Annotated in this window: 8 protein-coding genes; 4 read left to right on the forward strand and 4 right to left on the reverse strand. The window is 58.9% G+C overall.

Annotated elements, in window-relative coordinates:
• Window positions 1-78: 78 nt before the first annotated feature.
• The 4 genes from pstS (at window position 79) to DL88_RS11200 (ending at window position 5,749) form a co-directional block, all read left to right on the forward strand.
• Window positions 79-1,104 carry a phosphate ABC transporter substrate-binding protein PstS gene (pstS, locus tag DL88_RS11185; protein WP_245270781.1) on the forward strand — a complete coding sequence of 342 codons (1,026 nt, stop codon included), beginning with the start codon at window positions 79-81 and terminating at the stop codon, window positions 1,102-1,104.
• A gap of 511 nt (window positions 1,105-1,615) precedes the next feature.
• Window positions 1,616-2,524 carry an HD domain-containing protein gene (locus tag DL88_RS11190; RefSeq protein ID WP_034995971.1) on the forward strand — a complete coding sequence of 303 codons (909 nt, stop codon included), beginning with the start codon at window positions 1,616-1,618 and terminating at the stop codon, window positions 2,522-2,524.
• The gene (locus tag DL88_RS11195) at window positions 2,521-4,632 is read left to right on the forward strand and encodes an adenylate/guanylate cyclase domain-containing protein (protein ID WP_034995973.1); all 2,112 of its coding nucleotides are present in this window, start codon (window positions 2,521-2,523) and stop codon (window positions 4,630-4,632) included. Before DL88_RS11190 ends, DL88_RS11195 begins: the two co-directional genes overlap by 4 nt.
• A gap of 94 nt (window positions 4,633-4,726) precedes the next feature.
• Complete coding sequence (locus tag DL88_RS11200) at window positions 4,727-5,749, forward strand: patatin-like phospholipase family protein (protein ID WP_034995976.1); 1,023 nt, start codon at window positions 4,727-4,729, stop codon at window positions 5,747-5,749.
• Between the two features lie 97 nt (window positions 5,750-5,846).
• On the opposite strand, the gene DL88_RS11205 is transcribed toward DL88_RS11200, so the two are convergent.
• The 4 genes from DL88_RS11205 to DL88_RS11225 all read right to left on the reverse strand — a co-directional run bounded on the left by DL88_RS11205 (window position 5,847) and on the right by DL88_RS11225 (window position 13,396).
• Entirely contained in the window at window positions 5,847-8,255 is a 2,409-nt protein-coding gene (locus DL88_RS11205; protein WP_051955895.1) for a DUF3141 domain-containing protein, read from the reverse strand.
• Window positions 8,256-8,918: 663 nt separating this feature from the next.
• A complete protein-coding gene (araD, locus tag DL88_RS11215; protein ID WP_034995980.1) occupies window positions 8,919-10,649 on the reverse strand; it encodes an L-arabinonate dehydratase in 1,731 nt (576 codons plus the stop codon).
• A 148-nt stretch (window positions 10,650-10,797) separates the two neighbouring features.
• A complete protein-coding gene (locus DL88_RS11220; RefSeq protein WP_051955896.1) occupies window positions 10,798-11,814 on the reverse strand; it encodes an ABC transporter permease in 1,017 nt (338 codons plus the stop codon).
• A gap of 46 nt (window positions 11,815-11,860) precedes the next feature.
• Window positions 11,861-13,396: a sugar ABC transporter ATP-binding protein gene (locus tag DL88_RS11225; protein ID WP_034995981.1), complete on the reverse strand. Its 1,536-nt coding sequence runs from the start codon at window positions 13,394-13,396 to the stop codon at window positions 11,861-11,863.
• Between the last annotated feature and the right edge of the window lie 39 nt (window positions 13,397-13,435).

Raw genomic sequence — 13,435 nt, forward strand, 5'->3', positions numbered from 1 at the left:
GGCAGCGGATGTGACAACACCGCCTCGGCAGGAAGAATAAGGGTCCCATTCGTACAAAGTCTCAGTGAGTCATTCTCGATGGGACCTGGTATTAAGGCGTCGATTGCCTTGATCGCATACATCCTGATGTTTCTGATGCCTGTCGTTGCCAGCGCGCAACGCATCACCGGCGCCGGCGCAACATTCCCGGCACCGCTTTATCTGCAATGGGGCGAAGCAGCCTATCGCGCGATTGGCATAGAACTCGATTATCGCGCCATCGGCTCGGCCGGCGGCCAGGAGCAAATTCTCAATCGCACCGTCGATTTCGGCGCTTCGGATGCCCCGATGGATGCGGCAACCCTGGAACAAGGTCATCTGTTGCAAGTCCCGACCGTTATGGGTGCGGTGGTCGGCATCATCAACCTGCCGGGGATTGCCGCTGACGAATTAAAACTATCGGAAACATTGGTGGCCGATATTTACGCTGGCACAATCAAGCGCTGGAATGATCCCCGTATCGCCGAAGTCAATCCCGGTCTCAAACTGCCCGATCTCGCCATCACCCCGATTCACCGCGCAGAGGGATCGGGAACAACCTTCGTCTGGACATCCTATCTCTCCGCCGTCAGCCCGCAATGGAGGACTACGGCAGGTGCTGCAACCTCAATCCATTGGCCGGCGGGCAAGGGCGCCCGGGGCAATGAAGGTGTCGCCGCCGTTGTTCGCAAGACCACGGGGAGCATCGGCTATGTGGAAAGCGTCTATGCCAGCGCGAACAATCTGACGACGATCCAACTCCGCAACAAATCGGGCCATTATGTCGCGCCTTCGGTCGCGGCCTTCGAGGCCGCCGCAGCGCAGGCGGATTGGCTTGAGGCGAAAAATTTCGCCGTGAACATCATCAATATGCCGGGAGAAGCGAGCTGGCCGATCGTCTCGGCGACCTTCATCCTTCTGCCAGGAGACCCGCAAGAGCCGAAACAGCAGGCCAATGTCGTGAAATTCTTCAATTGGGCCTATAATAACGGCGCGGAAATCGCGGCGAACCTGCATTATGTTCCGCTGCCCCGGACGGTGCGCGACGCGGCCCTTGCCGCGATGGACCGCCCGATCAAGAACTAATCGGTGGCGCTGGCCGCGATTGCACCGTACTGGACCGATGTCCTCGTCTTCCAATCAGCAGCATTGTCGATAGGAGACCAGCAGCTCCGCCCGACGTCACACCGTCGCCCTGTCATATGCTTGTTACATTCTTGCGAACTACTTTCCTGGACATCCACGACAAACTTGAACCACAAAAATTTCGCTAACGACGCCAGGACTTCAGCCCTAACTGCATCACCGGGCATTCACCCAGGCCGCGATGAAGATGTGATACTACTATTTGTATGCAAAATACATTCTATTGGTGTGCTTAGAGCATTTTCAAGTGGAGCAGTTCGGAGACATCCCAACATGCTCTAGCACGCTACGACAACGACAAGTTCTTCGAGGTCATTATTCTTGCGAGGCGTTTCCTTTCCGATCTCGGAGGTTCGCCCATTCTCACCGATTGGAACCAAACCGAACTCTTGCCAAACTCTCTGAAATGGACGCGCACGGACAGGATCCTTCAGGGGAGCGTGGGATAGCGATGAACGAAGCTCTGCCTCCGCCTTTTGATGATATGGCCGGTTGCGCCGGTTCACCGCGTGCGCTGTTCAAACGCGCGGAAGAGACATTGGCCGAGCGCCGCTCACATCCGCCCGATATGTCCGGCGCGGTTTCGGAAGCACTCAAAACAATCTTATACGGCGAGGAGCCACCACCAGACATTGTCGCGGCGGGACAGGCGATCGCCGAGGCGGTGACAGCTTATGCCCATTCCCGCGCCAACGCCAACGAGCCAGCCTATCACAATCAATATCACCAGGCCGAAGCAACGGTGGCGATGGGGTGGCTTTGTGCGGTGGCACGTCGCCTCGGCCTTCTCGATGCCGCCACCGCCATGGCGGGTGTTCTGGCGATGGCCGGGCATGACTTGCGCCATGATGGTTCCAACCCCGCCGCCGGTGTCCTGGAGGCGCATTCAGCAACGCTCACCGTCGAACTCGCCGCACGCGCGGGCCTTGATGAAAGTACACAGGCGACGATCCGCCGCGTGATTATGGCGACCGACCCACTGCGCTGCAGCGAGGAGCGGGCTGGCGATGACCTGATTTGCCGGCTCGGCCAGGAAGCGGATCTTTTCGGCAGCCTTACGCCTGTGCTCGGCTGGCGGCTCGGCCAATCCCTCGCCCGGGAGACGCATGCCGTCGCCTATGATCCCGAGCCGCCTCTCGACAGTTTTGCCGGGCGGTTGCAATTGTTAAGATCACGCCAGCCGGCGTCGCCTGCCGGACGGCAATTGGGCCTTGATGCAGCGGTCGCCGATCAGATCGCCACTCTGGCAATATTCGGTGACGGCGATCCGCAGCAGGGAGCCGCTTGCCTCGATGCACGCCCGTTCACCGAGGCGCGGGCAGACTACCTCGCGGCATTGGCAGCAATAGGTTCACGATGAGGGTTCGGGCGCAGCTCAGCTTTACGATCACCATCCTGATTGCGTTCACCCTGGTGTTTGCCTTCGGTCTCGGTTTGGCCGTCCTGGGTTTCCGCAGCGCCGGCGAACGCGCTGCCGTAGCGACGGCCAACGTCAATCTCGGTGAGGTCGTCGCCACAGTCGCCGCGCGGACCAATGCGCTGGTACGGCCGGCGCTCGCGCTCGTGCGCTTCCTCGCCGATACGGGCATCACCGTCGAGGCACCCTTCGATGCCCATGCGGGAGAACAATTGCTCGCCGTTCTGGCGGCGGCGCCGGAGATTCGGACGATATCCGTTGCGTGGCCCGACGGTTCCCTGCTGCAAGCGGCGCCGGTTGCAATTGTTCCTCCGGCAAATATGCCTGAGACTCCAGCCCATGCGGCCTATGTCCTGGCCTTCAGCCGACCCGGCGCGCCGTTGAAGCAATGGATCTTCCTCGCCGCAGATCATAGCGTGCTGCACAGCATCACTTTCGGGGCCATCGATGATCCACGCCGTACACAATGGTATCTGCAGGCGCGCAACCCCGGCGTTTACGTTTCGACCCCCTATCGGCTCGGGCTCTCCCAGCGCGTAGGATTGAGCATCAGCAGCCAGCTCGCTGGTGGCGGAGTCGTTTCCGTCGATGTCACACTCTCCAGTCTCGGCACCTTCCTGCGGGCGCAGCAAGTCACGCCGAACACGCTCGCCTTTCTTTTCAGCGATCTCGGCATCCTGCTCGCCTATCCGGATGACAGCCTCGCTGTGGACACAGCTGACGACGGGCATGTCAAATGGACCACATTGCAGGCGACGGGCGATGCGCTGCTCGGCGCCACCTGGGATGCCTATGCGACCGGCCAGCTTGTCCCCGGACATGACGCGCAATTCACCGTCGGCGAGACCGAGATGCTGGCGCGGCTGGAATCGATCGAAAGCCTGGCAAATCCACCGGTTCTTGTCGCGGTTGTAGCCCCTCGCAGCGACTTTACCGCCGCCGTCGATGAATCGGTCCACAAAGGGACACTTTACGCAATCGGCGCCTTTATGGTTGGTCTGGGGGTGATCAGTCTCTTGTCCTGGCGCATCGCCCGCCCGCTCGGCGTCCTGACACGAGAGGCTCAGGCGATCCGTCGTTTCGAGCTCTCGGTTCCCCTGCTCCTGCGCAGCCGCATTACCGAAGTGGAGCGTCTCACCGAGGCGATGGCGGCGATGAAGCGGACACTGAGCAGTTTCGCGGCCTATCTGCCGCGCGATCTCGTGCGCCAATTCCTTCTCGCTGGGACCGAGCCGCGTCTCGGCGGCGAGCGTGTGACACTCAGCGTCATGTTCAGCGACATACAGGGATTCACCACAGTCGCGGAAAAACTCGATCCGATGGAATTGACGAACATTACTTCGGTCTATTTCGACGCGGTCACACGCGAACTTCTCGCCTGCGGCGGGACCATCGATAAATATATCGGTGATGCGGTCATGGCCTTCTGGAATGCGCCGAGCCGCGATCCGCACCATGCGAGCAACGCCTGCGCGGCGGCTTTGCGCGCCCGCGCGGTAACTGTGCGGCTGGCGAAGGAATTCATCGCACGCGGCTGGCCGGCGCTCCCAACCCGCTTCGGGGTTCATACGGGCGTCGCAGTCGTCGGTAATGTCGGCTCCAGCGACCGCATGACTTATACCGCTATGGGCGGCATGGTGAATCTCGCCAACCGGCTGGAAGGTTTGAACAAGCTCTATGGCACACAGATTCTCGTCAGCGAGGCGACACGCGCGGAAGCCGGCCCCGGGTTCGTGTTTCGCTCGGTCGATATTGTCATCGTCAAGGGAGCGGAAGCACCTCTGCCGGTCCACGAACTGGTCGGCTTGCGTGATCACGAGGCGCCTCCGCAATTGCGTGCGCGGGAGGCCGATATAGCGACATTGAAAAGCTGGGAAGCCTGTGTCGAGGCCTATCGCGAGGGGCGGTTCGATGCGGCACGGGAGGCACTGGCGGCAGTCCAGACGTCATGCACCTTTCCCGTCGCCGCAGTCTATGCCGAACGCCTGGCAGCTCTTGAAAGCGCGGCCCCGCCTGACTGGACACCCCTCGTTCGCCTGAATGTCAAATGAGGCCGGATTCCGATGCACGGAAGCCGGTGAAATCAGACTTCTACATGGGCGAGGCGATAGGTTTTCCTCCACTGGTGGTCAACGGGAAATCGTAATGGAAGACAACGGCCGCAAACGAATCAAGATCGCGTTGCAGGGGGGCGGTTCGCATGGCGCCTTCACCTGGGGGGTTCTGGACCGGCTGCTCGAAGACCCTCGGCTTGAAATCGAGGCTGTCGTCGGGACGAGCGCCGGTGCAATGAATGCCGCCGTACTCGTCAATGGCCTGGCATGCGGAGGTCCCGCGACGGCACGCAAACAGCTGCATACGTTCTGGCATGGCGTATCCGATCTTGCCGAAGCCTCGCCCTTGCAGCCGAGCCCGTTCGACCGGCTACTCGGTCACGGCAACATGGATTTTTCACCATCATGGCTGATCGCCGATGTGTTGAACAAAGTCTTCTCACCATACGATTTGAACCCGGCAAACATCAATCCGCTGAAGCAATTGCTGGAGGACATCATCGATTTCCCACAATTGCGGAAGGGCAAGGAACCCGCGCTGTTCATTAGCGCCACAAATGTTCTCACCGGCCGTTTACGTGTCTTCGAACGCGACGAGATCAGCGTCGACACCATCATGGCCTCCGCCTGTCTCCCGATGATCTTCCATGCAGTCGAGATCGAGGGGGAACATTATTGGGATGGCGGCTATTGCGGCAACCCGCCGATCTTTCCCCTGATCTATATGGGCGGTGGACCGGACATTGTGATCGTCCAGCTCAATCCGATCAACATACCGGCGGTGCCACGGGATGTGCGCGGCATCATCGATCGCGTCAATACGCTCGCCTTCAACTCCTCCCTCATGCGGGAGATGCGGATGATCAAATTCATCACCGATCTGATCGACAAGGGCCAGTTGCCGTCAGAACATTTCCTGCGGCTAAACATCCACACGATCGATGCCGAAAACGAACTCGCCGCTCTCAATGCCTCATCCAAGCTCAATGCCGACAGAGGCTTCCTGCGCTATTTGCATGAACTCGGCGTCGCCAAGGCCGAAGCCTTTCTGACGGCGCATTTCGATGCAATCGGCCATCGCTCGAGCACGGACATTATGGACAAATTCTTCTGAAAGCAAAAACCGCATCGATCAGGAGATCGATGCGGTTTTGTAAACACTTCGATCGGCCATCAGGAGAGAGAGCCCCCCTCACCGGATGCCGTATGGATTACTGGGCTGCGTTGGTCACCTGTGACAACGGATCATTGAGAACATCCACGGTCGCCGGTTCAAGGCCGAGCAGATGATGGAAACGCTGGAGCATACCAAACGTATGCGGCTCCATTTCATCGAGAGGACCGGGAACGAATTGCACCACGGCGACCGCCTTGCGGCGTTCCTCCGGAGTCCGCAACATTTCCGGCAGGGCGTCGATCGCGGCCTCGCCGGCATATTCGACGATCAGGCTCTGTTCGTGAATGATCTGGGCACGGGTCGCGATCGGCAGAGAACGGAACGGTTCATCCTGCGTAAGCACGCGGGCGGAACGCTCCAGCCGGTCGCGGCGAACCGTGCCGCGCGCCTCGGCCAGCAGGATGAGCATGCGGATGACGGCCTCGATGAAACCACCGGAATTCACATGCAGCAAAGCCGACTGCACCTCCGGCAGCGCCACCAGTTCCTGCTTCGATTTATGGGTGCGCTCGAAGGAATAATCGCGGCCGAACCAATGCATCATCGGCGTCGCATAGAGCGAGAAGAACGTCACCTCATACCAGGCGTCGCGCAAGTCGCGGAAGATGTCGAACGTCTGCTCCAGGGCATCCGCCAACAATTTTTCCATCAGCACGAAGAGATTATCTTTCTCGACCGGCTTGCGGGCCTCGCCAACACTCTTTGCGAGCTGTTCAACCGGGGCGATCAGCGGATTGCGCGAGGAGAACATCGCCCGCTGAAGCCTCAACGGATGCAGAGCCCGTCCGAGTTCAGCAGTAGCCTGCGTCACGGTCGCTTGCACCCATGGGCGCAGGAACACGTCGTAAAGCTCGCCCTGCAGCTCGGAAAGGCGCTGCACGGCGGCGAAGGGAACTTCGTCCTCCCGGCCGTCGGAATAACCCGGAAGATCGCTCAATTTGCGCTCGGCGAAGGAAACCCTGAAATGAGCGTCCTGCCCTTCACCCGTGATCTCGTCGATCATCATTTCATAGAGGCCGGGCGCGAGTGCCTCGATGGTCTTCAGCGTGGAAGACACCTCGGTGTGCTCACGTTTGGCGATCGAGGACGACACGAAAATGCCGAGATGCCCGATCTTCTCGTGGATCATGTAAATGATCCGCTGGCCGCGTATGCGGATCTCGGTCTCGTCCGTATAAGCGTCGATGATCCAGTTGATGGCCTGTTTCACCGGCGTGATATTGTCGCCATGGCTGGCGAAGACGATGATAGGGGAACGGACCTGCTTGACGTCCAGCAGGCGGCCATGCTCCAGGAAAGCCTCGTTGCGGGCAAGCTTGTTCCCCACGAACAATTGCCGCACGATCCAGACGATCTCGGCCTCGTTCAGCAGAAAGAATCCGCTCCACCATTTCTCGAATTCGAGGAAACGGCTGCGTTCGGTATCCACTTTCTCGAACAGGTCGTAATATTTGCGGAACCAGGTACGGCCCGGATTGAGCATCTCGAAATTGAGGACGAGCCAGGCGCCGTCAAAAAGCCCGTCACCCAAATCCGACATCAGCATCGGCTGGATTTCGCCGCCGAAGAGCCCGGCATTGTAGCGCATGGGATTGACGCCGATCTCACCGGACCAAGTCTCCACCGGCGCTCCATTGAGCACCAGCGGGCCGGTAAGATCGGGATTCGAGGCACCGAGGATGAGCGTTGCCCAGCCGCCCTGGCAATTGCCGATGACGACAGGCTTCGGCGCATCCGGGTGCTGCTCCTGCACATAACGCACGAAGCCGGCCTCGGCGCGGGTAACATCGGCCAACGTCTGGCCAGGCTCCGGTGCGCGGGTGAAGCTGACGAAATAGACCTGATGGCCAGTCTTGAGCGCCACACCCACCTGGCTATCCATCTTGAACCCGCCGATACCGGCGCCGTGCCCGGCTCTGGGATCGATGATGATATAGGGCCGCTTGTCAGCGGCGATCGTCACACCCTGCGGCGGCTTGATCTTCAGCAAAGCGTAATTGCAGGGCCTGGGAAGGCTGCGGCCGTCGACGACGACATCGTAATCATAGATCAGAACCGGCGGACACCCTTCGGCCTCATGGACGAAGAAAGTATCGCCGCGCTCACGCAAGGTATCGAGCGTCAGCACCGCCCGTTGGGCACGATCCGCCGCATAGTCTTGGGCCTCACGCAGCAAAGCAATCGGGCGGCGGTCTTCCTTCGTCGCCTCCGCGACCAGATTGGTCAAGGCATTGAAGGTCTCGCGCAGGCGCTCGCCATGGGTCGCGGAAATATTGTTGATATGCCGCGCGGCCGCCTTCGCGGTCAACTGACCCATTGACGACATATCGGCCAGTTGCGCCGTCAGCGCGACCGCACGCCGGCGCGCCGTGGAGGCATTGCCTGTGGAGGCCGACGAAAAGAATGAAGTCGCAAAATCTTTGGGCGTGAGGTGCGTGTTCAATCAACCCTCCAAGCCGTGTATCCTCGATCGGATCCACATTGTCTCGTGATGGCGCGGTTTCTATAGGGCAATGTATCCGGTCCTGTCTCGAGCGCTTATCCATTCCCCGTTTTCACATAGCCCAATTTCATGACAGGAAAGCCTCGACAAGGAATCCTTGCACAGGGTCAAAGTCCGTGCGCCACCGCAAAATAGGATGCGCGTGCGCATGGAGGATCCGCTATTTCAAATCCGGTCTTTCCGTCGAAATCCCGACGAGAGCGAGGTCGTTTCCGGCCATCGGACAATCCCCCCGCCGATGATCGATTGACATCTCGAGGCCCCGAGCCAATTGCGCGAATAGCGACATCCTCTCCCACCATAGGACCATGAAGACGCGCGCCTGGATTGCTGGCAGGAGAACCGCGCTCACAGGTAGCAAGGATTACGAGCGGCCTCCCAAACCGGAGACACTTTTGCGCTCTTCAATAGGCGGTCAATATAACAATTTTGCGACAGTGGTCAGCGCCAGTTGCACCCAGAAGAACACCACAGGCCCGATGATTCTCCGGTTGTACCGCACACCAATACAGCGAAAGAGCCGTCCGGTTGGTTCCGAACGGCTCTCCATGAATGGCAAACACAGGGTTGATGACGCGGCGCTTTGGCAGCGCGCGATTTGCTTCAATAAATGTCGGGTTCCGTAACCGGGCGGCCGAAGCTCGTCTCGAGAAAATCGAAATCACACCCTTCATCGGCCTGACGGATATGCTGGGAAAACATCCAGCCATAGCCGCGTTCATAACGTTTCCTGGGGATCGGCAAGGCGCTGCGGCGGCGGGCGAGTTCCTCTTCTGAAACCTCAAGGTTAATGCTACGGGCGGGCACATCCACACTAATCATGTCGCCTGTTTCAATAAGCGACAGCGGACCACCAATATAGCTCTCCGGCGAGACATGCAGGATACAGGCGCCATAGGACGTGCCACTCATGCGCGCATCGGAGATCCGCACCATATCGCGTACACCCTGTTTCACCAGTTTTTTGGGAATGGGCAACATTCCCCATTCCGGCATGCCGGGACCGCCGAGGGGCCCGGCATTGCGCAGGACGAGCACATGATCAGGCGTGACATCGAGATCATCCCGGTCGATATTCGCCTTAAGCTCGGCGTAATTGTCGAACACCAGCGCCGGCCCCGTATGATGCAGAAGATGCGGTGCTGCGGCAGAGGGCTTCATGACACAGCCATTTGGCGCGAGATTGCCGCGCAATACCGCGAGCGCGCCTTCCTCGTAGATAGGCTTGTCAAGCGGCCGGATGACATCCTCATTATAGACTTTTGCGTCCTTGAGGCTCTCGACCCAGCTTTTGCCGCTGACATTGATCTGGGTGAGATCGAGAAAGGGCGCGAGCCGGGTCATCAACCCGATGAGGCCGCCAGCATAATAGAAATCCTCCATAAGATAAGTATCACCGGAGGGGCGTACATTGGCAAGCACGGGCACCTTGCGGCTCATGGCGTCGAAATCATCGAGCGTGATCGCATAGCCCGCTCGCCGCGCCATGGCGATGATGTGAATGACGGCATTGGTGGAACAACCCATCGCCATCGCCACAACGATGACATTGCGATAAGCAGCCTCCGTCTGAATGGTGTTCGGCGTCAGATCCTCCCACACCATATCGACGATGCGCCGCCCAGCCGCCGAACACATACGGATATGGTTGGCGTCCGCCGCTGGAATCGAGGAGGTGCCGGGCAAGGTTAAGCCGAGAACATCGGCAAGCGCGGTCATCGTGGAAGCCGTGCCCATGGTCATACAATGACCATAGGAACGCGCGATCCCGACTTCCATTTCGTTCCAGTCCTGCGTCGAAATATTGCCGGCGCGCCGTTCATCCCAATATTTGAAAGCGTCGGAGCCGGACCCCAGCACTTTGCCGTGCCAGTTGCCCCGCAGCATGGGACCGGCAGGCACATAAATGGCCGGAACACCGGCGCTGGTCGCGCCCAGAATGAGGCCCGGCGTGGTCTTGTCGCACCCCCCCATCAAGACCGCACCATCAACCGGATGCGACCGGATAAGCTCTTCCGTCTCCATCGCGAGAAAGTTGCGGTAGAGCATGGTGGTCGGCTTGACCTTACTCTCTGAGAGCGACAGTGCGGGTAATTCCACCGGAAAACCACCCGCCTGGAGAATGCCGCGTTTCACATCATCGACGCGCGTTTTGAAATGGGCATGACACTGATTGAGATCGGACCATGTATTAATAATGGCGATGACCGGCTTGCCGCGATATTCCTCGCCTGTATATCCCATCTGCGCCATGCGCGAACGATGACCGAACGAGCGGAAATCATCCGGTTCGAAATAGCGCGCGCTGCGCAGATCTGAGGCGGATTTCGCCATGAGAAGGCTCCACAATTCTTTCAATTGGACCGGAGGTCACCGAGAGAGAGGTTGGATTGACCGTCCGTTACAGCGATTCAGCGGAGGCGGAATAAGGATGACGGAAAGGACGGCGTCTCTGTGCCGCCTTGCCCTTTCGAGCACCACCTCAATGACGTTTCTTCTGCCGGTAGACGTCAGCCACCACGGCGGCGACGATGATCACGCCCTTGACGATTTCCTGGTAATAGGAATCAACCCGCAGGAAGGTAAATCCGGACATCATGACACCGAGAATGGCCGTGCCGATGATCGTCCCGAGAATACGCCCCGAACCACCGGAAAGCGAGGTGCCGCCGATGACGGTTGCCGCGATGGCGTCGAGTTCATAGTTGATTCCCATATTGGCCTGAGCGGTCTGCGCGCGTGCCGCGGTCACGAGACCGGCAAGACCGGCCAGCGCCCCGGCGATCGCATAGACCTTGATGAGATGGCGCTCGATATTGATGCCGGACACGCGGGCCGCCTGCATATTCGCACCAATGGCGTAAGTAAATTTGCCGTAGCGTGTATAGCGCAGCACGATATGAAAAATCGCCGCCACCACCAAAAAGATCACCACGGGCCAGATTCCAGAACCGATCACCGTGAAGCTCTTCTCGAGACCAGAGACTGGTTGACCATTCGTGTACCAGCGGGCAACGCCACGCGCCGAGACCATCATGCCGAGTGTCGCGATAAAGGGCGGTATTTTCGTATAGGAGATTAAAAGCCCGTTGATCAGTCCGGCAAGGAGCCCGATCGCAATGCCGATGCCGATTGGCACAAGCGCCGGCAGATCGGTCAATGAGGGATAGACCGCGCGCGCCCAGGTCGACGTCTGCGCGAAACTCGCCGCTATCATCGCGGTCATCGCGACGACAGAGCCAGAGGAAAGATCAATGCCTCCGGTTATGATGACCTGAGTGACGCCGACCGCGATAATGCCGATGACGGAAACCTGCAGGATCATGATGGTCAGGCGCTGGCTGTTCATCAGAAAGCTCTGTCCGATGAGGAGCCAGCCGAGCGCCTCGAAGATCATTGCGATGCCGACGAGCACGAGCAGAATACTCATTCCTGCCGGCAGCCGCCGCACCGGCTTATGAAGGGCGGCGGGGGCATATATGAGATGATTGTCTGTCATTTTCATCCTCGCGAGTCATACTGGCATGGCTGTTTGCATTCGAATGTCATTGAGAGGCGAGCTCCATGATCTTCACCTGGGTCGCCTCGCAACGATCGAGAATGCCGGTCATGCGACCCTCATGCATCACCAGAATGCGATCGCTCATGCCGAGAACCTCCGGCATTTCCGACGAAATCAGAATGATCGCGACACCCTCGCGCGCGAGTTCCGTCACCAGACGGTGGATCTCGGCCTTGGCGCCAACATCGATGCCGCGTGTCGGCTCATCGAGGATGAGAATACGTGGCTTGTTGAGCAGCCAACGGCCGATCAGCACCTTCTGCTGATTGCCGCCTGAAAGATTGCCGATAATCTCCTGGAGGTTCGGTGCCTTCACCCTCAATTTGCGCGCCATTTCCTGACAGGCGGAATAAAGCGCCTTCTCATGCACGAAGCCGTTGGTGACATATTTGTTCTGCAAAACGGCAATCTGCAGATTTTCGAGAATGCTGAGGCTCAAGAGACAACCGCTGACCTTGCGATCCTCGGTAAGGAAAGCCATTTCATGCCGCATTGCTGTCGCGGGAGAATCGATGACCACTTTCTCGCCGTTGATGGCGATCGTGCCGGAAGTTGCCGGGGAAACGCCGAACAGGGTCGAAGCCAGGCTCGAGCGCCCAGAACCGACGAGACCGGCAATACCCAGGATCTCACCGGCATGCAGATCGAAATTCACGTCGTGGAACACGCCTTCGAGTGCGAGATCCTTGACCGACAGGGCAACGTCGCCGATCGGCACTTCCTCTTTCGGGAACATCTGCGTCAATTCGCGGCCGACCATCATGCGGATAATGTCATCACGCGTGACATCGCAGGCCGCATGGGTCGAGATGTAACGGCCGTCCCGGAAAACAGAAAACTCATCGGCGATCTCGAAGAGTTCATTCATCTTGTGTGTGATATAGACGATCCCGATGCCATGGGCGCGCAGATCACGGATGATCTCAAAGAGATGATCAACCTCCCGCTCCGTCAGAGCGGAGGTCGGCTCATCCATGATGAGAACATCCGATCCGTAGGAAACAGCCTTGGCGATTTCGACGATCTGGCGATTGGCGACGCTGAGATCGCGAACCTCGGCGTCGGGGTCGAGATCGATCTTGAGACGCCTGAAAAGATCCTGCGTCATGCGCCGCATCTCGTCATGGTCGACGAAACCGAAACGATTGAGCGGTTCACGGCGGATCCAGATATTTTCTGCCACGCTCATATAATCCATCAGATTGAGTTCCTGATGGATCATCGAGATACCGCTCTCAATGGCGTCGAGCGGCGACTGGAAGGAAATCTCATTGCCTTTGAGCCGGATGCATCCCCCATCCGGTTTGTATATGCCAGCAATGATCTTCATCAGCGTGGACTTGCCGGCGCCATTTTCTCCCATCAGGGCATGGACGGAGGAGGGGCGCAGCTTGAGCTCCACACCATCCAGCGCGACAACGCCGGGAAATTCCTTGCGGATATTCTCCGCCGTCAGAAGATAGTCTGAGGCCATGAGTGGCACATGGCTCGCGGCTGCATGAAGCTGACCCGTCGTCATTTGTCATTCCTCCCTGAATATCCCGCTCCGTCGATGAGC

Source organism: Beijerinckia mobilis, from assembly GCF_000745425.1.
In the GTDB taxonomy this organism is placed as follows: Bacteria; Pseudomonadota; Alphaproteobacteria; order Rhizobiales; family Beijerinckiaceae; genus Beijerinckia; species Beijerinckia mobilis.